General features: G+C 43.1%; 32 protein-coding genes and 1 pseudogene. 3 read left to right on the forward strand and 30 right to left on the reverse strand.

Annotated elements, in window-relative coordinates; translation table 11 throughout:
- Positions 1-210: 210 nt before the first annotated feature.
- The 10 genes from C805_RS19100 to C805_RS0106125 all read right to left on the reverse strand — a co-directional run bounded on the left by C805_RS19100 (position 211) and on the right by C805_RS0106125 (position 6,581).
- Positions 211-966, reverse strand: a complete 756-nt coding sequence (locus C805_RS19100) for a carboxymuconolactone decarboxylase family protein (protein ID WP_016215621.1) — start codon at positions 964-966, stop codon at positions 211-213.
- Between the two features lie 20 nt (positions 967-986).
- Positions 987-1,997 (reverse strand): aldo/keto reductase, encoded by a 1,011-nt coding sequence (locus C805_RS19105; RefSeq protein WP_016215622.1) that lies wholly within the window; start codon positions 1,995-1,997, stop codon positions 987-989.
- A 74-nt stretch (positions 1,998-2,071) separates the two neighbouring features.
- Entirely contained in the window at positions 2,072-3,181 is a 1,110-nt protein-coding gene (locus tag C805_RS19110; protein WP_016215623.1) for an aldo/keto reductase, read from the reverse strand.
- A gap of 111 nt (positions 3,182-3,292) precedes the next feature.
- Positions 3,293-3,769: a flavodoxin gene (locus tag C805_RS19115; protein ID WP_016215624.1), complete on the reverse strand. Its 477-nt coding sequence runs from the start codon at positions 3,767-3,769 to the stop codon at positions 3,293-3,295.
- Between the two features lie 19 nt (positions 3,770-3,788).
- Entirely contained in the window at positions 3,789-3,989 is a 201-nt protein-coding gene (locus C805_RS19120; RefSeq protein ID WP_242832699.1) for a hypothetical protein, read from the reverse strand.
- 56 nt (positions 3,990-4,045) lie between these two features.
- Complete coding sequence (locus tag C805_RS26500) at positions 4,046-4,189, reverse strand: hypothetical protein (RefSeq protein WP_022751300.1); 144 nt, start codon at positions 4,187-4,189, stop codon at positions 4,046-4,048.
- 147 nt (positions 4,190-4,336) lie between these two features.
- The gene (locus tag C805_RS19125; protein WP_016215627.1) at positions 4,337-4,537 is read right to left on the reverse strand and encodes a hypothetical protein; all 201 of its coding nucleotides are present in this window, start codon (positions 4,535-4,537) and stop codon (positions 4,337-4,339) included.
- A gap of 110 nt (positions 4,538-4,647) precedes the next feature.
- On the reverse strand, positions 4,648-5,538 hold the full coding sequence (locus C805_RS19130; protein ID WP_016215628.1) for a LysR family transcriptional regulator: 891 nt from the start codon (positions 5,536-5,538) through the stop codon (positions 4,648-4,650).
- 607 nt (positions 5,539-6,145) lie between these two features.
- Positions 6,146-6,397 carry a hypothetical protein gene (locus tag C805_RS19140; RefSeq protein ID WP_022751302.1) on the reverse strand — a complete coding sequence of 84 codons (252 nt, stop codon included), beginning with the start codon at positions 6,395-6,397 and terminating at the stop codon, positions 6,146-6,148.
- Entirely contained in the window at positions 6,387-6,581 is a 195-nt protein-coding gene (locus C805_RS0106125) for a hypothetical protein (RefSeq protein WP_022751303.1), read from the reverse strand. The genes C805_RS19140 and C805_RS0106125 overlap by 11 nt, the downstream gene beginning before the upstream one ends.
- Before the next feature lie 15 nt (positions 6,582-6,596).
- Here C805_RS0106125 and C805_RS19145 point away from each other — a divergent pair.
- Positions 6,597-6,968: pseudogene (locus C805_RS19145) on the forward strand (transposase); the annotation flags it as partial.
- Positions 6,969-7,135: 167 nt separating this feature from the next.
- On the opposite strand, the gene C805_RS19150 reads toward C805_RS19145, so the two are convergent.
- From C805_RS19150 to C805_RS0106135, 7 genes are all read right to left on the reverse strand, one after another.
- Positions 7,136-7,624 (reverse strand): flavodoxin, encoded by a 489-nt coding sequence (locus tag C805_RS19150; protein ID WP_155957652.1) that lies wholly within the window; start codon positions 7,622-7,624, stop codon positions 7,136-7,138.
- A 211-nt stretch (positions 7,625-7,835) separates the two neighbouring features.
- Positions 7,836-8,420 carry a flavodoxin family protein gene (locus C805_RS19155; RefSeq protein ID WP_016215633.1) on the reverse strand — a complete coding sequence of 195 codons (585 nt, stop codon included), beginning with the start codon at positions 8,418-8,420 and terminating at the stop codon, positions 7,836-7,838.
- A 25-nt stretch (positions 8,421-8,445) separates the two neighbouring features.
- Positions 8,446-9,516 (reverse strand): aldo/keto reductase family protein, encoded by a 1,071-nt coding sequence (locus C805_RS0106130; protein ID WP_016215634.1) that lies wholly within the window; start codon positions 9,514-9,516, stop codon positions 8,446-8,448.
- Positions 9,500-10,087 carry a DapH/DapD/GlmU-related protein gene (locus C805_RS19160; protein ID WP_016215635.1) on the reverse strand — a complete coding sequence of 196 codons (588 nt, stop codon included), beginning with the start codon at positions 10,085-10,087 and terminating at the stop codon, positions 9,500-9,502. The genes C805_RS0106130 and C805_RS19160 overlap by 17 nt, the downstream gene beginning before the upstream one ends.
- Before the next feature lie 3 nt (positions 10,088-10,090).
- Positions 10,091-11,035, reverse strand: coding sequence for an aldo/keto reductase (locus tag C805_RS19165; RefSeq protein WP_016215636.1), 945 nt, complete (start codon positions 11,033-11,035; stop codon positions 10,091-10,093).
- 14 nt (positions 11,036-11,049) lie between these two features.
- The gene (locus tag C805_RS19170) at positions 11,050-12,051 is read right to left on the reverse strand and encodes an alpha/beta hydrolase (protein WP_016215637.1); all 1,002 of its coding nucleotides are present in this window, start codon (positions 12,049-12,051) and stop codon (positions 11,050-11,052) included.
- Between the two features lie 380 nt (positions 12,052-12,431).
- Positions 12,432-12,659, reverse strand: a complete 228-nt coding sequence (locus C805_RS0106135) for a hypothetical protein (protein ID WP_022751305.1) — start codon at positions 12,657-12,659, stop codon at positions 12,432-12,434.
- A 344-nt stretch (positions 12,660-13,003) separates the two neighbouring features.
- Here C805_RS0106135 and C805_RS19180 point away from each other — a divergent pair, with 344 nt between their 5' ends.
- Positions 13,004-13,891 carry a LysR family transcriptional regulator gene (locus C805_RS19180; protein WP_016215639.1) on the forward strand — a complete coding sequence of 296 codons (888 nt, stop codon included), beginning with the start codon at positions 13,004-13,006 and terminating at the stop codon, positions 13,889-13,891.
- A gap of 110 nt (positions 13,892-14,001) precedes the next feature.
- On the opposite strand, the gene C805_RS26505 is transcribed toward C805_RS19180, so the two are convergent.
- From C805_RS26505 to C805_RS19215, 10 genes are all read right to left on the reverse strand, one after another.
- Positions 14,002-14,304 (reverse strand): recombinase family protein, encoded by a 303-nt coding sequence (locus C805_RS26505; RefSeq protein WP_016215640.1) that lies wholly within the window; start codon positions 14,302-14,304, stop codon positions 14,002-14,004.
- A gap of 120 nt (positions 14,305-14,424) precedes the next feature.
- Complete coding sequence (locus C805_RS19185; protein WP_016215641.1) at positions 14,425-14,697, reverse strand: DUF6870 family protein; 273 nt, start codon at positions 14,695-14,697, stop codon at positions 14,425-14,427.
- A gap of 266 nt (positions 14,698-14,963) precedes the next feature.
- Positions 14,964-15,116: a helix-turn-helix domain-containing protein gene (locus tag C805_RS27600; RefSeq protein ID WP_081640346.1), complete on the reverse strand. Its 153-nt coding sequence runs from the start codon at positions 15,114-15,116 to the stop codon at positions 14,964-14,966.
- Between the two features lie 632 nt (positions 15,117-15,748).
- Positions 15,749-15,955 (reverse strand): hypothetical protein, encoded by a 207-nt coding sequence (locus C805_RS19190; RefSeq protein ID WP_016215642.1) that lies wholly within the window; start codon positions 15,953-15,955, stop codon positions 15,749-15,751.
- Positions 15,956-16,538: 583 nt separating this feature from the next.
- Positions 16,539-18,167 carry a recombinase family protein gene (locus C805_RS19195; RefSeq protein ID WP_022751306.1) on the reverse strand — a complete coding sequence of 543 codons (1,629 nt, stop codon included), beginning with the start codon at positions 18,165-18,167 and terminating at the stop codon, positions 16,539-16,541.
- A complete protein-coding gene (locus C805_RS19200) occupies positions 18,145-19,929 on the reverse strand; it encodes a recombinase family protein (protein ID WP_016215644.1) in 1,785 nt (594 codons plus the stop codon). Before C805_RS19200 ends, C805_RS19195 begins: the two co-directional genes overlap by 23 nt.
- Positions 19,913-21,679: a recombinase family protein gene (locus tag C805_RS19205; protein ID WP_016215645.1), complete on the reverse strand. Its 1,767-nt coding sequence runs from the start codon at positions 21,677-21,679 to the stop codon at positions 19,913-19,915. The genes C805_RS19200 and C805_RS19205 overlap by 17 nt, the downstream gene beginning before the upstream one ends.
- Before the next feature lie 118 nt (positions 21,680-21,797).
- The gene (locus C805_RS19210) at positions 21,798-22,052 is read right to left on the reverse strand and encodes a DUF6870 family protein (RefSeq protein ID WP_016215646.1); all 255 of its coding nucleotides are present in this window, start codon (positions 22,050-22,052) and stop codon (positions 21,798-21,800) included.
- A 406-nt stretch (positions 22,053-22,458) separates the two neighbouring features.
- On the reverse strand, positions 22,459-22,686 hold the full coding sequence (locus C805_RS27165; protein ID WP_371197676.1) for a helix-turn-helix domain-containing protein: 228 nt from the start codon (positions 22,684-22,686) through the stop codon (positions 22,459-22,461).
- Between the two features lie 71 nt (positions 22,687-22,757).
- Positions 22,758-23,126: an RNA polymerase sigma factor gene (locus C805_RS19215; RefSeq protein WP_016215647.1), complete on the reverse strand. Its 369-nt coding sequence runs from the start codon at positions 23,124-23,126 to the stop codon at positions 22,758-22,760.
- Between the two features lie 548 nt (positions 23,127-23,674).
- Between C805_RS19215 and C805_RS19220 the strand changes: the two genes are divergently transcribed.
- Positions 23,675-24,028, forward strand: coding sequence for a helix-turn-helix domain-containing protein (locus tag C805_RS19220; protein ID WP_016215648.1), 354 nt, complete (start codon positions 23,675-23,677; stop codon positions 24,026-24,028).
- 84 nt (positions 24,029-24,112) lie between these two features.
- On the opposite strand, the gene C805_RS19225 is transcribed toward C805_RS19220, so the two are convergent.
- From C805_RS19225 to C805_RS19230, 3 genes are all read right to left on the reverse strand, one after another.
- Positions 24,113-24,463: a hypothetical protein gene (locus C805_RS19225; RefSeq protein ID WP_016215649.1), complete on the reverse strand. Its 351-nt coding sequence runs from the start codon at positions 24,461-24,463 to the stop codon at positions 24,113-24,115.
- Between the two features lie 92 nt (positions 24,464-24,555).
- Positions 24,556-24,708: a hypothetical protein gene (locus C805_RS26510; RefSeq protein ID WP_022751307.1), complete on the reverse strand. Its 153-nt coding sequence runs from the start codon at positions 24,706-24,708 to the stop codon at positions 24,556-24,558.
- A gap of 292 nt (positions 24,709-25,000) precedes the next feature.
- Entirely contained in the window at positions 25,001-25,339 is a 339-nt protein-coding gene (locus tag C805_RS19230) for a response regulator (protein ID WP_016215650.1), read from the reverse strand.
- Positions 25,340-25,432: the final 93 nt, after the last annotated feature.

Here is a 25,432-nt window from a genome sequence, read left to right on the forward strand (position 1 = left end):
TGTAAACTCATTCAAAATATCCCGCCCCTTCTGCATCTCCTGCAGCGTAAATAGCAGCCTCGCCGTTTTCCCGCTCTCCAGCACCACCTTATGTTTGGAATCCCATGCGGCGCTGTAATGACAGCCCAACTGGACATTTTCCGTATTTAGAAAGTTCCTCGCCCAAATGATTTTCTCCTCCTTGCTTCTTTATCTACTCTGATCCGGACTTTACTTCAGACTGTTATACGTTCCATCGTCTACCGCTTCCAGCCATTCATTGGAACCGTTCTCACCAGGAACTTCAACCGCCAGATGCGAAAACCAGCTGTCTTTTGCCGCGCCGTGCCAGTGCTTTACACCCACCTGGATATTGACAACATCTCCGGGGCGGAGTTCCTGCGCCTCTTTTCCTTCTTCCTGGTAATACCCACGCCCTGCAACACAGACCAGAATCTGCCCGCCGCCTTTATCCGCATGGTGGATATGCCAGTTGTTGCGGCATCCCGGCTCAAATGTCACATTGAAAATCCCAACCTGTGATGTGGAAAGCGGGGCAAGGAAACTTCGTCCGGTAAAATACTGTGCAAAGCCATCATTAGGCTTGCCGACAGGAAACACCATCTTGGCCGCATGGGCAGCTTTTGCATCCTCACCTGCCATCTCATCTTTCCACACATCCTTTGCCAGACCAAACACCGCCCAGCCCTTTGGCCATCCTGCATAAAAAGCGGCATGGGTGATGATCGCTGCGGCTTCCGCTTTCGTCACACCATGTGCCTTTGCATTTTCCAGATGGTAAATCAGCGAAGAATCCGTAATACCAGAAGACATCAGCGCCACCATCGTTACAATGCATCGTGTTTTCAGGTCAATATCCTGATTGTTCCAGTTTTCCCCAAACAGCACATCGTCATTATAATGGGCAAATTCCGGTGCGAAGTCGCCTAACTGCATCTTTCCTGCTGTCTGTACAATTTTCTCCATTCGTCTTATCCTCCTGTCATTTATACCACATTTCCTGCTTTTTGTTTTCCGTTCTGTGCCATAACTCCCGCAAGGGCATGGGGAACATACAACTCTTCCAGATAACGGGTTTCGGCTTCCGTCAGCTCCAACTCCACCGCTTTTACCGCGCCATCCACATGGGAAATTTTTGTTGCTCCCACCACAGGCGCTGTCACCTTCGTCAGAAGCCACGCAAGAGAAACCTCCGTCATGGAAACACGCCTTTTCTTCGCGATTTCTTCCACACGCCGTATAATCCTTCCATCAGCCTCTGCCGTAGCGTCATATTTGAACCTCGCATAAACGTCCTGCTCCAGCCGCTTTGAAGTTTCTCCGGGGTGGCGGGACAGCCTTCCGCTTGCCAGCGCGCTATATGGCGTCATGGCAATATTTTCTGAATAACAGAAAGGCGCCATTTCCCGTTCTTCCTCACGGGCAATCAGATTATAATGCCCCTGGATGGATACAAACTCCGCAAACCCCTGTGACTTTGCGTAATAATTCGCCCCGGCAAGCTGCCACGCAAAACAATTGGAAATACCAATATAACGGGTCTTTCCTGCCTTTACGACATTGTTTAGCCCCTCCATAATCTCCTCCAACGGGGTATGGTAATCCCACATATGGTAAATATAGAGATCGACATAATCCATGCCGAGATTTTCAAGGCTCTTATTCAGGTAATTCTGAATGTGCTGCTGCCCGCTGACCCCGGAGTCAATTTCTTCCTGTGTACGCGGGGTAAACTTTGTGGCAATCACATATTCATCACGCTTTGCAAAATCCCGGAGTGCCTTCCCGACAAACTGCTCACTGGTTCCATTCTGATAGACAATCGCCGTATCATAAAAATTGATGCCAAGCTCCAGACCATGCTTTATAATCTCCCTCGTCCTGCTTTCATCCACCGTCCAGCTATGCTGTCCGACAGCCGCATCGCCAAATCCCATACACCCCATACAGATGCGGGACACTTTCAAATCCGATTTTCCTAAATTTGTATACTGCATCGTTTTCCTTTCTGTCGTTGTCAGCTACTATATTTATAATATTTTGCCTGATTTTGACATTTTCCCTGTCCTCCTTAGTTAAAATAATCTGCAATTTCCTGCATCCTTGCCACCTGGTCCACATGGAACGGACATCGGCTGTTACAATGCCCGCAGCGGACACAGGATTCTGCTTTGACGGCCAGATTTTCATAATGGTTTCTTGCAAGCTCATCGCCTGACCGGGCAAGATCATAATACTTATTAATCAGCCCCACATCCAGACCTGCCGCACAGGGCTGACAATGGTTACAGTAAACACACTTTCCCATGACTCTCTGTGGTGCAAAGGAACCAAGGACAGAATAATCCTTTTTTTCCGGTGCAGCATTACAGAAACCAAGGACCCTTCTCAGGTCTTCCATATTACGGACACCGGGAAGTACCGTCAAAACGCCCGGTTTATCCAGAGCATACTGGATACACTGATATTCTGTCAATGCCCTGCCAAAAGGAGAAGTCTTTGCATCCAATAACTGCCCACCGCTGAAAGCCTTCATAACGGAAATGCCCACTCCTTCCGTCTCACAGCGGCGGTACAATTCCATACGTTCAGCCACGCTTCCTATTGCATAGCTGTCTGTTTCATAATCCGCTGCGCCGGCATAATCATAAGCGGGATTGACGCTGAACATCAGCATATCCAGAATTCCCATATCCAGCACTTTACTTACAAGCTCTGGCGTATGGGAAGAAAGACCGATATGCCGTACCACGCCTTCCTCTTTCAGTTCCTCTATATAACGGATGATCCCGGCTTTCTCTATGCTTCGCAGATCCGCAGGTTCATCAATACAATGTATAAATCCGAAATCAATATAATCGGTCTGCAGCGCCTTCATCTGCCAGTCAACAGAACGCTTGACAGTATCCAGATTTGTTGTCCATCCATAAGCTCCTGTTTCATAGCTGGCACCAAAATGAATCTGAAAATATACCTTATCCCGCCTACCCTTTATTGCACGCCCATAGGCCGCAAAAGGCTTTGCTTCCGACGATGCCATATCAAAAAAGTTAATACCGTTCTCAATGGCTGTATCCATGATTTCCTCAATTTCCTTTTCGCCTGAAGCCTGAATAGAACTGGCGCCAATCCCCAAAACACTGATCTGCTCCGCACCTTTCGGCATTTTACGGTATTGCATGAATTTTTCCTCCCTAATATCCGATTTCTTCCAGCCAGTTATTGATCGTTTCCTGCTGAATCCATGCTGCCATCTGAGCCACATTCCCAGGTGCCTGCACGTCATCCATTTTCACAGACTTTCTGCCCATGCCTTCAGTTCTGTCTGTGCCACCACGCCGTTCAGCATTTTTCCTTCCAGTAAAATCGCACCAGGGCAGCTCGGCGCAAGTTTTTCATTTGTACTCCCCATCCCGCTTCCGCCGGAAGTGGCAAACGGCACAATCGTTTTACCAGAAAAATCATAACTTTCCAAAAATGTGTTGATAATTTTCGGCGCAACATACCACCATATGGGGAACCCGACAAACACCACTTCGTACTGGTCCATATCTTCCATTTTCCCGGCAATCACAGGGCGGAATGCGGGATCATTCATTTCCACACTACTACGGCTTTTCTTATCCATCCAGTCAAGATCTTCCCTGCTGTAAGGAATCTCCGGCACAATCTCATACAAGTCTGCGCCTGCTGCCTCTGACAGCTTCCATGCTGCTTTGGCTGTCACGCCGCTTGCTGAAAAATATGCTACTAACATTTTTTTGCTCATTTCAATTACCTCCATAAATTTATGATTTGATCACCTGAAAAGTTTTCCACTTTCCGGTTCTTTCCCTCCAGATAAACAGAACAGCCCTGACCATCCAGTCACATATCATGGCAAGGGCAATCCCAATCACACCCATCTGCATGGTAATCCTCAGCAGATACGACAAAAGCAGACGCACCGCAACTGTAGAAATAACTGACACATACATGGTAAATTTCACATCCTCCAATTTTTTATTAGCATAATCCCATTCTCTAAATATTGGGGTGTTGCTTTTTACCGTACCAGCGAAAAAGTATCTTCTGCCAGTGTCGTATCATACAGAACACCATCTAATGTAATATCGCCAATTGCTTCAATCGCAATACCATCCATAGAAACCACTGCATGACTCGCCTGCAATATACTCTGTCTTACCATACCGCCCATCTCCATCAGGCACAATACTGGCTGAAGTGGTAGCATCCACATTATCCGGATAATCTGTATTTCCCCAACGTGAAAAATAAACAATCAGAATATTGTTCACTGCCTGATCTTTCTCTCCGCCTTCTGATTCCGACTTTTCTATTTTTGTTCTTTCATTTTACAGATGATATAATCAATCTCATCAAGAGACTGCTGCTTTCCATGTATTTCATCCAGTAATTGATACCTGCATTTCCGCAGCATCCGTATCTGTATCTCCTTATCATCGCATCTGGTTATTTTCTCAATCTGCTCTTTACTGAATCCGGCTTTGGAAAGGGCATAGATATCTGGTTCCAAGAAAAAGATCCCTCCTAAAACAAAAATGTAAGTGCGGTTCCAAAGCTTCCTGCCTCGTCCCTGCACTTACATTATAATTATATACATAACGCATATCAAATACTTAGTTTTTATGACTCACCCATGCTTAAAAAGCATTTTGCGTATTCTATAAATTTTGTCGCCGCCAGACTGAATGGCTGATCCCGTTTCCATGCCAAAACACACGTTGCCATAAGCTCCGGATACAGCGGCCTGCAGACAATCTTTGATGAATCCCAAAAAGGAACCGCACCCTCAATGACCAGAGAATATGCCAGTCCCCTGCTTACCATGACTGCACCGTTGGTACTCAAATTACTGGTAAACATAACATTCAGACTTTTATAATAGTCCCCAAACCAGCTTGCCAATTCACTCTGCACCTGTATCCTTCGCGGAAGAATCAACGGCAAATCTGCCAGTTCGCCTGCCGTGACATACTTTTTCTCTGCAAGCGGATCATCCGGCGGTATCAAAACTACCCATCTTTCTTTCATGTCCAGGCGGATAAACTCATATTTCCCCATCTCAATCGGCTCCAGGAGCAATCCTAAATCAAGCAACCCCTTATCCATCTGTTCTTTTACCAGATCCGCAGTCGCTGTAAACAGATCAAAAGTAACAAGGGGATATCTCTGATGGAAATTCCGAATTAAATCCGAGAGCATCTGCACAGAAGCAACTTCCCCGCATCCAATAGAAATCTTTCCCTCTACCTGTTCTTCCTGCTCTATCAATTCTTTTTCTGTTTTATCAACCAGCTGTAAAATTTCCTCTGCCCGGCGGCGGAGCAGGAGACCTTCATTCGTCAGCCGAATCTTCCGTGTCCCCCTGTCAAACAACCTGACACCAATCTCTTCCTCCATCTGTGCAAGCTGGCGTGAAAGCGTCGGCTGTGTAATATGTAAGACTTCTGCGGCCTTTGTAATACTTTCCTCTCTGACTACGGTAAGAAAATAGCGAAGAACCCTAATTTCCATATGCAAGTTCCTTTCAGTTTTATCCATGCTTTACAGATAATATTATAACATTTTTATGCCTTTTAAGCAATATAACCATACCGTTTGATTTTGTTTTAAAGAGATTCAAGTCCACATCCAGAGGGTTCAAATCTGAACACGCTGCACTCTTACTTCCGCCATGATCAAAAAAACAATAAAGGCCTCCGGTCACTCAAAATGTTCCGAAAGCCTTTATTTTCTATGGTTTTCCCCATATTATATTGTTGTCGATTGTATCAATTAAGCAATGATCATTTCAGTATATAAACCATAAATCCAATTTTGAAAGGAAGGTTGCAGATATTAATAGATGAAGCTGCAAAAGGAAAACGGGGTGCATTAATGGGATTATATGAAAAGTATTAGCGGGATGTTCGATTACAACATCCGGCTCTGTCATATCCCATTTAAAATCGTCCGTCATTTTGAATACTGTTTCCGGAGCATCTGAAAACAGACAATATCCTGCTCCCTGATTCCTGTATGCAAAAACAGCTTAACCGTTCTTTTATTTCCAGTCCGGCAGGCTGTCTTCATCAGCCACTCCTGCATTTCAACACATTTCAAATCAAATTTCTTTATATGTTTATTCAATATCTGCTTCATACAAATCCTGTAATGGGGATTTCTGAGATGCATCCATTAACAATTCATATTCCGTTTCTGTGATCTCATAGATAATCTGAGACTCACCGACCCGTACATAAGCAGGCACAGATTCTTCCTCCGATTCATAATCATCCGACGTATCTGCTTCTTCTGAAGGCCCCTCCTCTTTCACTTTGGCCTTTTCTTCGGCGGATCTGGAAATATGCAGAACAAAAGTTTTAAATTCCAAAAGTCGGTTTATCATTTCCTGTCAAATACCGTATGACAAATCCAAGAATAACAGCTGCCACAATCAGCGCTGCTGCAGAGCCTGTGGCCGTAGATGATACATACTCTGCCAGCGTCACGCTGTAATAGTTTAAGAGAATAACAGGAATTGCAATTCCTGCGGCAAATCCAGGATTATCCGTCAAAGAAGATAAAACAGTATCAATACATTTCCCGGCATCAGCTACCGGATGGGCGCAATGATCATCGCCGAAATCGGCGATTTTCACCGTTTTGATTCAGCCGATAAGATACTGGCTTATGCCGGAATGTCTCCTTCCACTTATCAATCCGGACAGCTGGATAACGGTTACTCCCACATGGAGAAACGTGGCTCCAGATATCTTCGATATGCGCTTTACAATGCGACAAAATATGTTTGCCACTGGGATGAATCCTTCGGTGCATATCTTGAAAAGAAGCGTTCTGACGGGAAGCATTACAATGTTGCTTTATCCCATGCAGCAAAAAAACCTGTTAGAACTATTTTTGCAATGGAAAAATCAGGTCAAGCATACAAATCAGCCTCTTAACCTGATCTACAAATATCCTCTTTTTAGAGCACCTGCAAAGATGCTCTTATTGTCATGCAGTTTTCAAGGTACTGACTGCAATGAAAAGTCATTGCCACTTTTTCTAATTTTGTTTTTATACTTGACTTTCTTTAATAGTTAGTCTACTATTATTATCAAAATTATCTTTATTTTGATAGTCCCGTATCCCTCAGCCATTCTTCAATTGTTCCTCTTGAAGTTTCACCTGCAAATCTCTTGCCTTCAAGCCATTCTGTAGAATCAGAACACAAAGAATGAAGATTATCTGCACTGGAACCAATACCGCTACTATGGGAAGTACAGAACGGAATAATTGTTTTTTCTGAAAAGTCGTAGCTTTCCAGAAAAGTACTGATAATCCGGGGAGCCTGCCCATGCCAGATAGGATAACCGAGGAAGATGGTATCATATTCTTCCATGTTTTCCACACCACCAGAAATTGCAGGGCGTGCAGAAGAATCGTTCTGCTCCTGATCTGCCCGGCCATTCGTATAATATGCTAAATCTTCCTCCGTATAAGGGTCTTCCGGTACTATTTCATAAAGATCGGCCTTTAGAATTTCCGCCACATATTCTGCTAATGGCTTTGTTGTTCCGGTAGCAGAAAAATACACTACTAAAATTTTTGTTTCCATATCAGACTCCTGTTCCGGCTCTGAAACCGCTTCTGATGACTCCTGAATTTCTGTTCCAGAACCCCCTTGTTCATAATCTGTAGATTGTCCCTCCTGCCCGTCTGTTTGTTGAAGAATATTCTCCACTCCGTTTCCGTCATCCTTATTTCCACATCCAGCCGTAAAAAGAAGCAGAAAAAGTGAAAGCAAAATGCAAATCCCTTTTTTCATCTTATTGCCGCCTTTCTCCCAGTGCCTTCAATAGATACGCCATATTCCGGCCAAGATTTCTCATAGTTTCCATTCCCTCTTCATCCTTCTGCACATCCCCCGGCATCTGTCCATAAGCCATAGACCAATAAGAAGATCCAACCACAAACATATTCTGCAGCATGAAAAAATGGTTCATTGCATCAATAGCAGCAATTGCACCACCCCTGCGGGCTGCTGTAACGGACGCACCTGCTTTATATTTGAGTAAATCCGCATCCCTGTTCATATCTGTCACTACCGATGCCCGCTCTAAAAATGCTTGCATATTCGCAGAAATATTTGCTGTATAAACCGGAGAACCAAGAATTATCCCGTCAGCCTGCGTCATCTTTTCAAAGATTTCCTGAAACATATCCTTTTTATGCACACAATTTTTTCGCCCGCCGCAAGCCCAACAAGCCTTACAGGGTTCAATGACTGTACTGGAAAGCTGCACCATCTCCGTTTCAATTCCTGCTTTATGCAATTCTTCAAATACCGTATTAATAAGGATTGCTGTATTCCCGTCTTTCCTTGCGCTACCGTTAATCGCTAAAACTTTCATATGCTACCTCCACTTCACAAAATTTTTAATACCAATCATGCTTCTCGCCACGGTCAAGAGCATTGATCCGCTCCATTTCTTCCTCCGTCAGCTCAAAGTCAAACAATTCCGTGTTTTCCTGAATATGATCGGGATTGCTGGAGCCGGGAATGACTACGACACCCTTTTGCAGATTCCACCTGAGAATAACCTGTGCTGATGACTTCCCATGTGCCGCCGCAATTTCCGAAATGACTTCATTTCCAAGCAGTTCCGCCGTATACCCCCTGCCGCCAAGCGGATACCAGCCCTGTACCACAATCCCCAGACTGTGAATGTACGGGATCACATCGTTTTCCTGATAATACGGGTGTATCTCATTCTGAACCAGAGCAGGCGTAATGTTTATCTGTGGTAAAAATTCCTCCAGTTCTTCCACATACCAGTTTGATAAACCAAGCGAGCGGATTTTTCCGTCCGCAACTGCTTTTTCCATTGCCAGGTAAGCATCTACATCGCCCGTTCCAGGGTGGTGGAGCAGCATCATGTCAATGTAGTCTATATCTAACTTGGCAAGTGCCTCCTCAATCGCAGCTTCCGGATCAGAAAACTGGTTTGGGTACAGCTTCGTGATAACAAAGATTTCCTCCCTCGGTATGCCGGAGTTTCTGACCGCCTCTCCCACGCTTTCCTCATTATGGTACATATAGGCAGTATCAATCAGACGGACTCCGCTGCTTAATGCTGCCGTGACAGACTCCACACAGGTATCTCCTGTCAGACTGTATGTGCCAATCCCATATATGGGCATTTCATACCCGCTGTTTAATAAAACTGTCTTCGTTTCAAAGTTAAAAGAAATATCCGCCGTCACTGTATTGTCACCTCCCTGCATCTGCTGTTCCTGTTCATCAGTCAGATTATTTTCCGTCTGTACCTCAGTCCGTATAGTTTCCGATGCCGCTGACTGCTCCTGTTCTGCCTGCTCTGTTGTCTCTGCATCTTCTGTCTGTTTATACTGCTCCGATACTTTATCCGCAGAGGAATCCGGTTTTCCACAGGCTGATAACATAACCATAAGCAGAACAGCCAGCATAATATTAAACAGCCGTTTCATATCGTTCCTCCTCCCGAATAACCTTTAATACTTTTGCAGGAACTCCTCCCACTACTGTCATGGCAGGCACATCCCGTGCAACCACGGCTCCTGCAGCAACCACCGCCCAATCGCCAATCGTTACTCCCGGCAATATGGTTGCGTTAGAGCCAATCCATACATGAGCGCCAACCTTTATCGGCGCATAATGATTTTTTCTGTGTCCCTCTGGATTCAGATCATGGTTGATCGTTGCCAGCACAACATTATGGCCAATCAATGCACCGTCCCCAATTTCAATCCCGCCCTGATCCTGAAAGTGGCATCCTGAATTGATAAAGACATCTTTCCCGATGGTAATGTTTTTCCCAAAATCCGTATAAAACGGGGGAAACATCCGAAAAGAACGGTCTACCTTTTTTCCGATCAGCCTGCCCATAATCTCCCGAAGCTCCTCCGGTGTATGGTACATCGTATTCAGCTCCATTCCAATGCGGACAGCTTCCTGAAAAAGTTCATTTGCATACGCATCACCCTCGGCATTTTCTTCTGCCCCTTCCCGAAATCCGTCTATCACTTCTTTTACTGTCACGGTCTACATCTCCTTTTCCCACTCCCGAAGCGTATGGACACCCGTTTCATCACCAAGCCTTTCCAAACGGCTGATCTCATCAGCAGTCAGCTCTATCTGTGCTGCCTTTACAGCTTCCTCAACCTGATGAACTTTCGTTACCCCGATAATCGGGAGCGTGCCTTTTGCAATCGCCCACGCCGTCGCAACCTGCGCAGGGCTGGCATCAAAACGTGTACCAATAATCTTCATTTCATCAATCAATGCTGTCAGTTCTTTCAGATACGGGTTATAAGCCTCTCCCCTTCCAGTTCCCTCCGGGAATGGATTTTCCTCACTGTACCGTCCGGTAAGCGCCCCCTGTTCAAGCACCATATAGGAATAGAATGTAATGCCATTCTCCTTGCAGTAATCAAGGATACCTGCACACTCCGAAGAACGGTGCAGCAAACTGTAATGATTCTGCACCGCAGAAACTTTCAAGCCCTCCGCCGCAAGAATTTCATTTGCCCTTTTTATCTCTGCAAGGTTGTGATTGGAAACGCCGATTGTCTTAATCTGTCCGCTTTTTGCCAACGGAATAAAATCAGGCGTCCACTTCTCAACATCCATCGGATTGTGTATCCAATAAACATCAATCACATCGGTATGCAGACGCTCTTTGCTACCGTCAATCATTTCCTGCATGGCATCCGGCGAACTGCCGGCTATCTGCGGCGTGAATTTTGTGGAAAGGATAATGCTGTCCCGGCGCACATCCTTCACAAAGCTGCCAAGAATACGTTCCGATGTCCCTTCCCCATAAACCGCTGCCGTATCCCACAGGTTCAGTCCACACTCCATTGCTTTCTCAAACACAGGCTTTAATTCTGCCTCGAATAAATGATTTCCAAATACCTGATCCCCTCCGGCGGCTCCTGCACCCCAAGACCAGTCTCCTAATGCAATTTTGGGTATTGTTGTACTCATCTAAAAATCCTCCTCTATCTCAAATTTTCGTTAAAAAACTGTTCCAGCTTATCAAACGGAATCTTTTCCATATTGTCATATAAATCCACATGATCCGCACCCGGAACAATGACCAGCTCCTTCGGTTCTGACGCTACGGCGTAGGCATCTTCCGAATAATAACGGGAATGTGCATTTTCTCCGGCAACCAGCAAAATCGGGCGGGGAGATACCTCTTTTATATTCGCCATCAGCGGAAAATTCCAAAATGACACGGACATGGTTGCAATCCATGAAGATACAAAATTCACAGCACGAGGGTGTTTCGCCCTTACTGCATAATAGTTGTAGAAAGCTGCAAATGCAGGATCAGCACCCGCCGGCAGTTCCTCCGGAATTTCCATCATTCCTGTAATCGGCTCATTATCCTCATCAAAAGCAATTTCGTGATTGCCCAATGCAAATGTACCGTTTTCTGCATCTTTCCAACGCTGTTCTCCGAGATATTTCTTAATCTTGTTTCTCTGCTCCTCCGTGTAATAATCCATGTGTCCCTTACTCATATCACGGGACATATCGTACATGGAGAACGTAGCTACCGCTTTAATTCTGGTATCCGTTCCTGCGGCAGTGACTGCCATGCCCGAAAGGCCACATATGCCTGCTGCACCAATCCGCTCCCTGTCTACATAGGGGAGCAGACCGATATAGTCCACCGCCGCACTGTAATCTTCCGTAAATATATCCGGTGATGCCGTGTTTCGTACCTCGCCACCGCTCTCTCCGCCAAAGGACGGGTCAAAGGCTATGCTGACAAAACCACGGGCAGCCAGCTCCTGCGCATAAAGACCGGAAGCCTGTTCTTTTACTGCACCAAAGGGTCCTGCAACAATAACTGCCGGATTTTTCTTATCCTCATAGTGAGTCGGCAGATATAAATCGCCCGCCAGCGTAATGCCATAGCGGTTTGTAAAACGGACTTTTTTCATCTCAATCTCAGGGTTAATCTCAAATGTTCTGGTATCCTTGTTTTCCATTTTTCATTCTCCTTTACCTTGTTATAATTTTTTAATTTTATAAAGCAGATAATCAAGACAGTCTATCTGCTTCTGACTTTTATGGAGGGAACTAAGCAAAGTCTTTCTATACCTTGCGAGTATCTGCATCATATCTGTAAATCGGTTTTCTTTTACCAACACCATACACTGATCTGCTGTCTGCTGGTTACAGCCTGCGTCCAGTAAGTTTTGATAAATGCTCCCATACATATCGTTTGCTTCTGCCAGCTTTTACCCTCCTTCTTACGCTTTCTATTGTAAATTGTTGCAAGCATAATATCAAATACATATTAAATATCGTTCTTAATACCTAAAAGGTATTTATTTTATCAAAAAACATACTTAGAATAACGAACGTTCTATTGAAATGGAGAGCCTGCTGTCAGAATAAACGGCGTGACCATCAACAATACATAAGAAGCCAGCCGGAACCATTTTACTGCATCCGGTATTTCCTTTCCCATTTTCTTTGAAAGCGCACCTGTTACCACAACTAACAGCAAAACAGGGCTTACCATACTGGAAAGGCTAAAGGCAACGCCGGTCACTCCCGCCAAAATGTCACGCCTGTCAACCTTTCTTGCCACAAATGAAATTACTTCCGACTGACAATATCACAACGATTTCTGCAAAAAACCGTAATTCCTTGTATGCAGGTCAACTTTAGAATTTTTTTCAATACAGCCGCTATTTCTTTTTGACAGGCACTCAATTCAGGTATATAAACCTCCATTCTTACACAAACAAATGATATAATTTTCAATTTCATCCACTTTGAACCTTACACGAACAACCGCTTCCATCCATGCCATTATAATAAATCTTCTTATTCTTAATATCAAATACATATATCGCACGGATTTCCATACTTGAAAAGTATCGATTGGTTTGTTATAATGAAGGCAATGATACGATTAAGGAGGTTTTTTACTTGGATATTCGGGTATTGCAATATTTTCTTGCGGTTGCAAGGGAGGAAAGCATCACCAAAGCAGCAGAAACACTCCGCATGACACAGCCACCCCTTTCCAGGCAACTAAAAGACCTGGAAGAAGAGTTAGGGAAACAGCTCCTCATCCGTGGGAGCAAAAAGGTTACGCTGACCGAAGACGGAATGCTGCTCCGCAAACGTGCGGAAGAATTGGTTGATCTGATGGAAAAGACAAAAGCGGAACTGACATCTTCCAATGAGAATATCAATGGAGATATTTATATTGGCTGCGGGGAAACCGAAAGCATATCCTTTTTGGCGCAGGCAGCACAGGATCTGCAAAAAAAACACCCGCTCATCCATTACCACATTTACAGCGGTGATGAAGAACGTGTTATGGAAAGACTGGATAAAGGCTTAATCGACTTCGGGCTGTTAGTCGGGGCATCAGACCTCAGCAAGTACGATTACATAACACTCCCCCAAAAAGACCTATGGGGCGTTCTGATGCGCAAAGACAGCCCATTAGCAGAAAAAGAAAATATCTGTGCCGAAGATTTGTGGGATAAGCCCCTGATCGTATCCCATCAGACCTCTATCAATACGGAAATGTTCCGCTGGCTGAAGTCAGATATTTCCAAGCTCAATATCGTTGCAACTTATGACCTGGTCTATATTGCAGCTCAATTTGTGAAAAAGGGATTTGGATATGTGATTGCATTGGATAAACTCATAAATACAACAGGGGACAGCAATCTTTGTTTCAGACCGCTTTACCCTACTTTGGAAGCAGAACTTTGCATTGTATGGAAAAAATATCAGGTTCTTTCAAGAGCCTCTAATATCTTTCTCCAACAACTGCAACAGAAGATGGAAAAAACCCTATAATCAATTATACATTTTTCTACATTTTGATTTTGCCCTAAGAGGGTTCATTTCTCCAAAACAAGGGGGTTCAAATTTCTTTGGAGAGGGTTCACTCACCTCCATGCTTTTCTTCAACCATAAAATGATAGGCAAAAAGAAAAAGGCTTCCGGTCACACCCAATGTGTCGAAAGTCCTTTATTTCTGCGGTTTCCTTGATATTTTGTATCAAATAAGCGATTTTCATTTCCACATAAATATCATAAAGTTCCATATTCTGCTGCTCATGGATAAAGGCTCTGATCAGCTCCCTCTGATTACCGATGCTGTTGCTTTCGGATTTCAGATTACCCTCTCTGTCCGTCACATTTCCGACATCACTGTCATCCCTGGAAAGACGGAGGTACATAGCTGCCAGAAATTGTCTTTTATTCATTCTATCACTCCTGACTTATGGTTTAAGTAGCAGGTAACCATAAATCAAAAGCAACCACTGATATGTCCTGATTTAAGGCTAACATAACTTTTCGATTCTTTCAAGACCTTTTGATTCTTTTTAAATATGAATTTCCGCCAAATGTCTGATATACTCTTTCATTTTATCATCTATCGTCGGCCCTTCTCTCTGAAATCTGACTTTTACCACATAATCACCAATACGATGTACAAAAAGATTATTTGTCTGTTCCACAAAAAGAGCCAACTTTTTTTCAACTGGAAGTTTTGTATCAATTTTGACATCTCTGATATCTGTCAGGGTATTAATATCTACTGTACGGACATCCACAGATTCCATCTCGTCCAGTACTTCATCTGTTATACCAAACATTTACAATCTTCCTCCTGTACCATTCCTTATAATATTTATTCTTCCATCAGATTGTCCTATGACATACAGCCTGTGTATGGAAAAAGCAGGCAAACCATTTCCATTTCCTATAAGATTATTGACAAACTATCCAGTAAATCTAATTGCTGCGGTGACAATTTATCCATTTTCTCAATAATTTTTTTATATACGCTGTCATATTGCTTATACTCTCTGAGTTCATTCTCTAATAAATACTCCGGCGATATTTTTAAACTATTGCAGATTTACACAACACTTAGACTGGGTAAACGTATTCCTGACTCAATTTGCCTGATATGACCTGCATTCACATCGCACATCTCTGCCAATTGTTCTGATGTAATCTTCTGAGATTTTCTTATATAGTTTATTTTTTGACCAAATACCCGCTTTTCCATTGTCTTACCTTACCAGCTAATTTCACTAATGTGTGCTAATTGTTACTATGCACCACTATCTTTACATTTATCCAATCTTTCCGCCAGTATCTAAAAAGTATGACATTTTTTTTAGCATACATTTTTCTTGAAATATTTTATTTGTTGTTGTAAGTCAAAAGATAAATAAAGTCCGCAAATCAGCATAAATACTGAATATGCGGACTTTTCCTGTCCATTTGAATGCCTATGTCTCAAAAGCACATGTGATTGAGGTATTTCAACCATATTTTTTTCGTTTATAATATATGAATTGGAAAACTATTTTAAATATCACTACGGTTTATACCATTCTAATCCCACTTCCTTAGATAAAAAACTGCTCTATCTTTGAAATTGTATTGTTAAAACTCATAAAAATATCTTTTATACTTTTTTTTGATATATTCGCTCAACCATCTTACAAAAATTCATTTTCTTATCTGGTGGGGATTGTAACTTGCGATAGTTTTTCTAACCTCAAAATCATTAATTTTTGCTTCTAATATGGAATCTATTGACTTATCCCGTGGTTGTTGGCCTTTGTATGCATTTAATAACTCAACCGCTGTTCTTGGCGTAACATACTTTTTCTCAATAGCCTTTTTCCATATTTATGGAGATAAAAGCTGTTCAATCTCAATAGGTATATGTAGCTTTGCTCTATATAACTCAATAATATCTTTTGACAGTTCTAATTGCATTACCTTTACACTAACCTTTGGATTGAAATACAAATTATTATTCTTTATTTCCTGAAATGCTTCCCCACCTGCTGAATCCTTATCAAAAATTGCCATCATTTTAGATTTATTACCCATAACTTTATCTCATGAATCTTTCTATTTTGTTCAGCAATATAAGGAGCTACTAAAGGCATAAGTCCTAAATTCTCATCTATAAATGTTTTTCTGGATTCGTGAATACAATCGTACTATCATTTTCAGATAATTTTTTTATAAATATCACCCTAACTCCTTCCTCCTTTCCGCATACTTTCGTTGTGCTGATAGGAAATAGCTGTTAAGCCCGGCAAAAATTAATGGGAAATTATTGCCAGGTTGTTTTCTGTTAAGAAATTCCATATTTTCTAAAAATACAGTTCAAATCATCCATACTGATTTTCCCTGCCATAAAAACCACGCAAACACGATATCTTTCCTTTTACTCCTGAAAACGGGAAAAGGAAGCACCATTGCCTCACATGATACTTCCTTTCCATTCTTAGCTTCAAATCCTTTACCCGTCACCTCACCCCGGCACACTGTCTCTCAAACAAAGAGTTCCCCAGCCCAGCTGCGGATTGGGATACTCCTGCAAAACAGGCAGATGCCTGGCCCCCCGAATCAGATATGCTTTCACTTTTTCCCCATATGGTGCTGTCAAGTAAGGACTAACAATTTTTTATATTTTTTTAGATTTATTTATTTTTTCTTTATAAATTATATCAATCCGGGATTCCCCATATACATATATGCTGTCAATCCACTGTTCCACTACATCTTTTGTAAGGCTCCCTAACTTTTCATATTGCTCTGTTTCATCCTGCTGTATTTCACATTCCTCTGCACCCTTCCCGCTCTCTTCCTGCAGCCTTTGGAGCTGCTCACATAACCTGCGTTCCTCCTCCCTCAACGCTTCGATTTTCTTTATGTAGGCTTCCCGTCCTATTTGATTCCGCTTGTATTGTTCATACAGATACTGCTTCTCTATTTTTACCGCATCCCTGCCCTGTTCCAATTCCATACTCAGACGTTTTCTCTTTTTTGTCGAAAGGCTTAAATGTATCTCCTCCGGGGATTTCCTTTGCCTGCCATCCGGAGCTGTTCGGGAATCCTCCCTTTTCCGGTGTCCTTCCTCTAAAATCCATTCCTCCAACTTCTGGTTCAAACCCTCCAGTATAGCCGCCTCCAGTTTTGCCTCGCTGACATGTTCCCGGATACATTCACTGCCATCCTCATACATTGCCTTTTTACAGGTAAAGCACGGCTCTTTCCTCTGTCCAAGCCGTATCAGGCTCCTCCCACAATGCCCGCACCGCAGCTTCCCAAGTAACATGCTTTCCTGCCCTGGTGTATGCTTTTTTCCTTTCTGGCATCCGTTATTCTTTAAAACTTTTGAAGCCTGCCAAAACTCCTGCTCCGTAATAATTGCCTCATGCCTGTCAGGAACACATATCTGCTCTTCCTCCGCCACTTGCCGGAAGTGGCTCCCGCCAATCTCTGTTACCCGCATCTTTCCATTGACAACCGTTCCAAGATACACTTTATTCTGCAGGACTTTCCGTACTTTGCCGCTGTTCCAGTATCCTTCCCCGTCTATGATATGGTACTGCGGCTTCTCCCGGTTCTTATAGTTCCCAGGCGTCGGTATTTTTTCTTTATTTAATATTTTTGCTATTTCCCCGGTTTTACACCCTTCACAGGCCAGCCCAAAGATCCGCTTTACATATTCCGCTGCTGTTTTATCAACCGCCAAAACTTTCTTATTATCAGAAAACTGGTAGCCGAACGGCGCTCTTGGGCCGATAAAATCCCCCCTTTTCCTCCGCACTATCAATGACGAGCGCATCTTTTCAGACAGATCTTTACTGTACATATCATAGAGCAGGCTCTTGAAAGCAATCTCAATCCCCCCGGTCGTCCCTATGTAGTCGTTACTGTCATACCCATCGTTGATTGCGATAAACCGGACTCCCATAAAAGGGAATATCTGCTCCAGGTAGTCCCCCACTTCCAGATAATTCCTTCCAAACCTGGAAATGTCCTTTACGATGATGCAACATATTTTTCCTTCCCTGACCATTGACAGCATTTCCTTCACCGCAGGCCGGTCAAAATTTGTCCCACTGTACCCGTCGTCCACGAACTCCAGGGGCTGCGCAGCGGAGCAGATTCCCTTATCCCTGACATATCTTGTAATCAGTTTTCTCTGATGGCTGATGCTGTCGCTCTCTGCTTTCGCATCATTTGAAACCACGTCCCCATCTTCTACGGAAAGCCGCAGATATTCAGCCAGAAACTGCCCTGCCACATCTCTCACCCCTTTCCGCTAACCTGGACATCAGGTATTCATATTCATTCCGGAAACGGAACCGGATATGGATTCTTTTATCTTCAAAGATCTCCACCTTTTCCAGCAGATTCACTGCCATTTCCCTTGTAAGCTTTTTGGCATCCCTGAAACCCAAAAAGGCTTTCAGCCATCGGTTTTCTCCGCCCATGTATTTTTCAAACTCTTTCAGTTCTCTTTCTTTTTCATTCAGTTCCATTTCCAGCTTGGAAACCTTCCCGGCGTATCTCTCTTTTGCAGCTAAAAACTCTTCTTTTGTCAGGATTCCCTGTTTCATATCTTCATAAATACTGGTTTTCAGATATACATACCTGCCTAATTCATTCCTGATCCGCCCTGCTGCTTCCTTTTTTTCCTGGTAAACTGCCGCATGGGTATCTGATTTTTTCATCTGCTCCAACAGGCTGTCAGCTTCAACAGCTAAATCAATCTGCAATTTGATCTGTTTTAACACCATATCAAAAATTTTATAATCTACAATGGAAGACGTATTGCATTTCGTCCGTGAATGTCCATAGGCAGATCCGCAGAAAAAGTAGTACCTGACTTTCCCATTTCTTACCTCTTTGTTCCTCCACATCGCATGATGGCATACCCCGCATACCAGGATGCCCTCCAGCACATTCCCATATCCCGCCCCTCCCTGCCTGTCCTTCCATGCCTTCCGGTTCTTTTCCCTTATCTCCTGCACCTGTTCAAATACATTGCGGTCAATAATTGCCGGATGTGTTCCTTCCAGGACTTCCCACGCATCTTCCTCTTTTTTGCCCCGCCTTTCTCTTGAGTAGATGGAACTGTTATATTTCCCCTGCACCAAATCACCGACATACGCCCTATTGTATAAAATCCTGCTCACTGCCTCCTGTTGCCAAAGGATATGTCCGCAGTTTTTATATTTTTTTGCTCCCTGCTCCCCCGCATATCTGCTTGGGGACGAAATCCCTTCCTGGTTCAGTATGCCTGCAATCTTATAGGCGCTCATCCCCTCCGTCTTCATCGCAAAAATACGCTTTACAACATCCGCGGCAGCTTCGTCTATCACATAACGGTTATTTTCCAGGATATAGCCATACGGGGCCTTGCTGCCTATGAACTGCCCCTGCTCTTTTTTTGCCCGGAACGCTGACATGATTTTTTGGGATATATCTTTTGAATAATAATCATTCGCCAGGTTTTTAAATTCCGTGATCAGTCCTTTACGGGGAAAGATTTCACCCTCACTGTCATACTGGTCGTTGACCGCAATGAAACGCACCCCCAGGAATGGGAATATTTTTTCCAGATAATCCCCTGCCTCCAGATAATTCCTGCCAAAACGTGAAAGGTCTTTCACTATGATACAGTTAATCTTTCCCGCTTTTGCATCCTCCATCATCCGCTCCCATCCCGGCCTGTCAAAATCCGTCCCCGTCTGCCCATTATCCACATAAGTTTCTATGATTTCTACTTTCCTGCCGGATAGCACGTGTGCCCCAGAGGGTATATAGGTATCCTTTCGGGTTTCCACTTTCCTCCCGGACGGTTTATGCCGATTTCCAGGGAGAATTTCCATATCTTCAAGCCGCCTTATAAAATCTAACAGCAGTTCAAGCTGGTTATCTATCCCGTCTTCGCTTCTGCCGCCGTTATCTTCATTTGACAAACGGACATACAACGCTGTTTTCATAGCCGGAATTGTAGTCTGTTCCGCTGCCTTCCCCTGTTTTCTACTCGTCCTTGCCATATGTACCCTCCTTATCACCGTGGCTGACCGTTTGCATAAGGGGATGCCCGGAAAGTGTCCCCTCTTCCCCGGAACAACTTTCTTCCTTCACTGACAGGTCACCATCCTTCTGCAGCTCTTCTAACAAGCCCAATGAAGCCTGAAATTCTTCCGCATACTTAAATTGTACTTCTATCCTTGGATAGCGCTCCCCCTCCTTTTTCTCATAAACAAATATCTGTGCAATCAGGGAAATGACAACTTCCCTCGACAGGCGTTCCAGAAGGCCATATTTCTTAAATTCATTTACCCAGCTGCATGTATCTTCCCGTCCGCCCGCAAGGAATGCCGCCTCTACTTCCATTGCCTCAAGAATCTGTTCCGCTACCTGAATACGGTTTTCATAAATCTCTTTTAATTCCAGATATTCCTCCTTCGTAATCAGTCCGTCTTTATAATCTTCGTATAAATCCAGACGCAGATGGTTATATTTTTCTATCTCTTCCTTTTTCTTTGCAGCCTGTCTGCTCCTTTTATCTATCTCCCCCTTCCTGATCTGTGCGTCGTCCAATTTATCCAGAATCCGCCCCAAATCCGTCACATTGCGTATTTGACAGTTTAATAGTTTCAGTACACTTTCTTCCAGCGCTTCCACATTGATACTGTGTGGGCTACAGATATCCTTATTTCCTTTATGCCCTCCGCATACATAATATACAAATTTCCTTTTCCCAGACGGAACCGTCTTCCTGACCATGTTTGCACCGCAGTCGCCGCACTTTACAACGCCGGACAAATGATAAACCTGCTCCTTTGCCGTCCCTGTCCTCGTATCCATCTCAAGTTGTTCCTGAACGTTACTGAAATCAACCGCCGCAACAATGGCTTCATGGGTATTTTCTACCCGGCTCCATCTGCCCTTGTCTCGCTTTACTTTCTTTTTCACCTTATAATTCGGCGTGGTTTCCTTCCCCTGTACCAAAGTTCCGGTATAAACGGGATTTGATAAAATCCGCAGGATGTGCATATGCGTCCACTTGCTTTTTATGTTCTTTTTGAATCCGGTATAAAATGCGCTCCCGCTCTCTTTTTTATAATCCATCGGCGTAAGGATATTCTTCTTATTCAGCTTCTCTGCTATCTTATATGCATTATTGCCCTGCAGGTACAGCCGGAAAATAGAACGCACTACTTCTGCGGCTTCTTCGTCTACCTCCAGCTTATTTTTATCCTCATACGATTTCCGATAGCCATAAGGGGCAAAGGGTCCTACAAAATCTCCCCTCTTCCGCTTGGCTTCCAGGTTGCTGCGTATCTTAATGCTGATATCTCTGCAGTATGCGTCGTTAATCAAGTTTTTGAACGGAATGATAATGTTGTCAGCCTGCGGGTCATCCGCAAGACTGTCATAACGGTCGTTGACCGCAATAAAACGGACACCCAGGTATGGGAATATCTTCTCGATATACTTCCCAACCTCGATGTGGTTCCTCCCAAAGCGTGATAAATCCTTTGTTACCACGCAGTTTACTTTCCCTGTTTTAATATCCTCTAACATCTGCTGGAATGCCGGACGCTCGAAATTTACCCCGGAATAACCATCGTCCACCCTCACCGCATGGATTCTGATGTCCTCCCTGGATTTCAGAAACTCTAAGATAAGCTCTCTTTGATTCGTAATGCTGTCGCTTTCCTCCTTATCCCCGTCTTCTTTTGACAGACGCAGATAAACGTCAGCATCATACATATCAATATTCAGATTTGCATTCATTTCATCACCTCAAATAGTCTTTGTCTGTTGTCAAACCTTTCCTATTTGGGGTTCTGCTTCGTCCGTAACCATTGTACCATCCCAGACCGCAGATGTCCATAGAAAGCTCCAACAAAATCTACTCTTCCATACTCATACACAACTGCACCAGCTTGTTTTCAAGGCTCTCTTTTCCCTCAGAGTAGGAAATTTTCACAATCATGCCGTTGCAGATAAAACAAAACGGATTTTTAATTTTCTCTGCAAAATCCCTCCACCGCTCCCCGGCTGACAGCGAACGGTCAACTTTTACCTTCTCTATATCTTCCAAAGCGGAAACATCCACTGTACGGACATCCACCTTTTTTAATTCTTCTAAATCAATCTGCTTCATCCTGAATTCCTCAACTTTCCTTAATTCACTATATTGCCCTTTGATTGTCCATTATGTTTCTTTTATCATCCTGCAGGCGGCTGTCAGGAAACAGCGCCATTGGAATCCCACCATCTTTTCAGACCAGATCAGCTTATATCTGGAAGTATCATTGTCAGAAACAGCATCATCGCCGCAAAGTCCCTATCCCTTTGCTTATAATCAAATATCTATCGCTCGTACCTTTACTTCAATGCCAAAAATAACATTCCATCGTTTCCAATACCCGGCACTTTGCGACACGATGTCGCAAAGTGCCAGGCACAGATAGTCATGGCGTATTCATTAAAAGGCGGGGCTGCTCCATACGTCCTGCAGAATTCTCAATATGAAATTATCAAGGTACACAAATACAGCCAGTTTGCTTCTATGCCCGTATGTCCTTATATGGAACCGGGCGAAAAACCAATATTTTGGCAATCAGCTTTGTTTCCAGCCGCCTGCGTAGTGTTTCATCCACACAGTAGTGGGTCTGTCCAAACTCGTCATACATTTTTCTGGTTGACAATTTGACTATGTATCCCTCATAGTGCCTCAATACTGCCTGGATTGCTTCCGCATCCCCTTCTGATGCTGCCTTAATAATAGGCTTTATCGGATTACAGGGTTCACAAAGCGGTTCCTGTAATATGAAAAGGCAGCAAATTTCTTTTTTCTGTCTGTTTACTATTCTGCTCCATCCATATTTTCCTCCATAAGTTTTTTCAGTAATTCCAGCGAGCGTATCCTATGCTCCCGTATCGTGCTGTGTACCAGATTCATTTTCCTTGCAATTTCCACATCGGTCATTTCCAGAAAATAAGATAGCAGAACTACATTCCGCTTCTTTTCAGTCAGAGCCTGCAACGCTTCAGCAAGCAAAGTGTCCTTAACTTCAATGTCATAGCCGAGAACCTGAAAATGGGAATTGTCCAGATTATATTCATCCATTACAAAAATGCTGTCCAATTCCTGTTCCGTCATATCAGAAAAATTTACTTCGTAATTTGCCCGGTACTCCAGATGCCTAAAATAATCTGCGGCTTCGCCATCCAATGCTAACTGGCAGAAAGGAAGGTAAAAAATCCCCCTCTACTATTTCTCCCGATTGGGAATGCCCGTTTTGACGGGTCTTTCCGAAAATTTTTAAAGAAATTTCCAGAAATATAAAAAACGCCCGGCCGGAGCTGGCTCCACTGGACGTTTTTTAGCGTGACAATATTCTTTTTAACTACATAAACATACTTCGTTGCACTACCTTCAAAGGCGTCTTTAGAAACGGAGTCTACAAAGATTTTTTTAATTGATTTACCTGCTGTCCGTTTCCATCTGCCAACAATGAACGCCTATTGTTCCTATATTGACGGTCAGGGCAGAAAATTTCTGAAATATACCTTTCAATCTGCATATCTGCTCCCACACAATCAAAAGGCATAAGAAAACACTCAAATAAGCCTTTGCCGATTGTGTTTTTTTACAATCCCAAAGGTATTTGAGTGTCAGTAAGTAGTCTTATACGCTACTAAATATTCATCTTTTACACTTTTCACTTTTTAAAGGTATTGCTATACACTACTAAAAAGAAAGCATAAGAGGTGAATGATATGTCTGAAATTGATCCAAAGTTAGACGAACTGATAAAGAAAAAGCGTATTGAGCGTCGGCTTACACAGGAAGAAGTGGCTGAACTGGTCGGCTGCCATCCGCAATATTACAAGAATCTTGAAAACGGGAAGGGTATGCCAAGCCTTCCTATGTTCTGCAAGATTATGTGGACGCTGCATATTTCCGCCGATGAATATGTATGGCCAGCTCAATACCCTGATAACCCTACATACAAGTCCTTGCTGAATTTACTTGACCAATGCGATAAATACATGCTGTCTGTACTGCTTGCCACTGCGGAAGCCCTTCTTGCAAATACACCTAACAAAACAAATGATAAAACTGAAAAATAGATTTTTTATGCCAGAAATTATAGAGCGTATATAGAATTTGTTCATTCTTCCTGAAAGAAACGTCTTGTAAAAATGACTCACCCTTTATTTCGGCGAGTCATTTTTCAGATGTGCTACTATTTTTTCTACATTTTGATTTGATGATATAACACCCAATCCAAACAAGATCTGGAAGGCATCTAACATTCCTTGTAAATATGCCTGCTGTTGTTCAGCAAATGCCTTTGACTGCATCTGCTCAATATAGCGTTCCAAGAAATCCCTGGAATGATTTCCTAATCCATTCATTGTTTGCTTGTACTCTTCTTCCAGTTCTGCAAGTCTTTCTGATTCCATCCGGCAGCTATCCAGATGTACCAACGTCTCCCTGCCCATGTCCTCACATCTTAAATTTTGCAAAAACAATTCCAGTTTTTCAGTAACTTCATTTTTCATTTTCTCATTCACCTCTTTCCCAAATACATATTCTTACAATATAAAATAAGCAATGATAATGTATTCCATGCATCACTGCCTACTTTATTTTTTTATAAATCAGTATCTATACTTTCTAATTTTATAAGAATCAGCTCCACATCTTTTCCTCCTGTCTCCATTGGATTATGTGTATTCCTTTTCTTATCAGCGCTAGAAATAGTATTTATTCCATACTGCTTTGAGACGGCAACTCCACCGTCCAAAATTCCCTCCCTTGCCTTGATATAAAAAACAGGCTCTTATGAAAATGAGCCTTGTAAGCCGTCAGCATATATCCTGCTAAAATTACTGTTAAATAGATAATATCAGTGCTAACTGAAAGTATCTAACCCACTTGTCAGCCTTTGTGTTAATCTGGTTTTATCATATTTCTTGACTATACATGAGCATTCTTCATATAATGCTTTTTCACAAAAATATATCAACTTTCAGATAGTACACCCGACTATAAAAATCTAGGACGCTGTCCCTCGGTCAACTGTAGACCAGCATATTCTACCAACTTAGCCCGTAACAAGCTCGATTCCAGTTTATCCACACATAATGTTGCCCCCTGTGCATGGCTTCTTTTTCGTAGTCTTCTTTTTCATGGCATGAAGCCAGGATAAAGGGAAGCGTTCCATATGCCGCCTGTACCATATCCAAAAGTTCTAATCCAGAACCATCCGGCAAATCAAGGTCACAACAAATCAGCAACGGTATTTCTTCTTTGATAGCTATCCGAGCCTCTTCCAAGGTGTTTGCCGTTTTCACTCTATATCCTCGATTTTGTAAGTATTTTTGCAGACACCATGTATAGGCGCTGTCATCATCAACTATAAGTATCTTTCTCATTTATTCACCTCCAGCATTAGCTTCTCTTTATCATATAATGCAAATGTCACAGAAATGTCCGAGCCTTTCATCCTATCAGCTTAAAAAAGGCCT

Source organism: Eubacterium sp. 14-2 (assembly GCF_000403845.2).
In the GTDB taxonomy this organism is placed as follows: domain Bacteria; phylum Bacillota; class Clostridia; order Lachnospirales; family Lachnospiraceae; genus Petralouisia.

Bases quoted from the DNA above. Each gene is read 5' to 3' on its own strand.
- C805_RS19100 (WP_016215621.1), bottom strand. From the start codon at position 966: ATGGAGAAAATTGTACAGACAGCAGGAAAGATGCAGTTAGGCGACTTC.
- C805_RS19105 (WP_016215622.1), bottom strand. From the start codon at position 1,997: ATGCAGTATACAAATTTAGGAAAATCGGATTTGAAAGTGTCCCGCATC.
- C805_RS19110 (WP_016215623.1), bottom strand. From the start codon at position 3,181: ATGCAATACCGTAAAATGCCGAAAGGTGCGGAGCAGATCAGTGTTTTG.
- C805_RS19115 (WP_016215624.1), bottom strand. From the start codon at position 3,769: ATGAGCAAAAAAATGTTAGTAGCATATTTTTCAGCAAGCGGCGTGACA.
- C805_RS26500 (WP_022751300.1), bottom strand. From the start codon at position 4,189: ATGGTAAGACAGAGTATATTGCAGGCGAGTCATGCAGTGGTTTCTATG.
- C805_RS19130 (WP_016215628.1), bottom strand. From the start codon at position 5,538: ATGGAAATTAGGGTTCTTCGCTATTTTCTTACCGTAGTCAGAGAGGAA.
- C805_RS19150 (WP_155957652.1), bottom strand. From the start codon at position 7,624: ATGGAAACAAAAATTTTAGTAGTGTATTTTTCTGCTACCGGAACAACA.
- C805_RS19155 (WP_016215633.1), bottom strand. From the start codon at position 8,420: ATGAAAGTTTTAGCGATTAACGGTAGCGCAAGGAAAGACGGGAATACA.
- C805_RS0106130 (WP_016215634.1), bottom strand. From the start codon at position 9,516: ATGAAACGGCTGTTTAATATTATGCTGGCTGTTCTGCTTATGGTTATG.
- C805_RS19165 (WP_016215636.1), bottom strand. From the start codon at position 11,035: ATGAGTACAACAATACCCAAAATTGCATTAGGAGACTGGTCTTGGGGT.
- C805_RS19170 (WP_016215637.1), bottom strand. From the start codon at position 12,051: ATGGAAAACAAGGATACCAGAACATTTGAGATTAACCCTGAGATTGAG.
- C805_RS26505 (WP_016215640.1), bottom strand. From the start codon at position 14,304: ATGAATAAAAGACAATTTCTGGCAGCTATGTACCTCCGTCTTTCCAGG.
- C805_RS19185 (WP_016215641.1), bottom strand. From the start codon at position 14,697: ATGTTTGGTATAACAGATGAAGTACTGGACGAGATGGAATCTGTGGAT.
- C805_RS27600 (WP_081640346.1), bottom strand. From the start codon at position 15,116: ATGGAAAAGCGGGTATTTGGTCAAAAAATAAACTATATAAGAAAATCT.
- C805_RS19190 (WP_016215642.1), bottom strand. From the start codon at position 15,955: ATGGGTAATAAATCTAAAATGATGGCAATTTTTGATAAGGATTCAGCA.
- C805_RS19200 (WP_016215644.1), bottom strand. From the start codon at position 19,929: ATGGCAAGGACGAGTAGAAAACAGGGGAAGGCAGCGGAACAGACTACA.
- C805_RS19205 (WP_016215645.1), bottom strand. From the start codon at position 21,679: ATGAATGCAAATCTGAATATTGATATGTATGATGCTGACGTTTATCTG.
- C805_RS19210 (WP_016215646.1), bottom strand. From the start codon at position 22,052: ATGAAGCAGATTGATTTAGAAGAATTAAAAAAGGTGGATGTCCGTACA.
- C805_RS19220 (WP_016215648.1), top strand. From the start codon at position 23,675: ATGTCTGAAATTGATCCAAAGTTAGACGAACTGATAAAGAAAAAGCGT.
- C805_RS19225 (WP_016215649.1), bottom strand. From the start codon at position 24,463: ATGAAAAATGAAGTTACTGAAAAACTGGAATTGTTTTTGCAAAATTTA.
- C805_RS19230 (WP_016215650.1), bottom strand. From the start codon at position 25,339: ATGAGAAAGATACTTATAGTTGATGATGACAGCGCCTATACATGGTGT.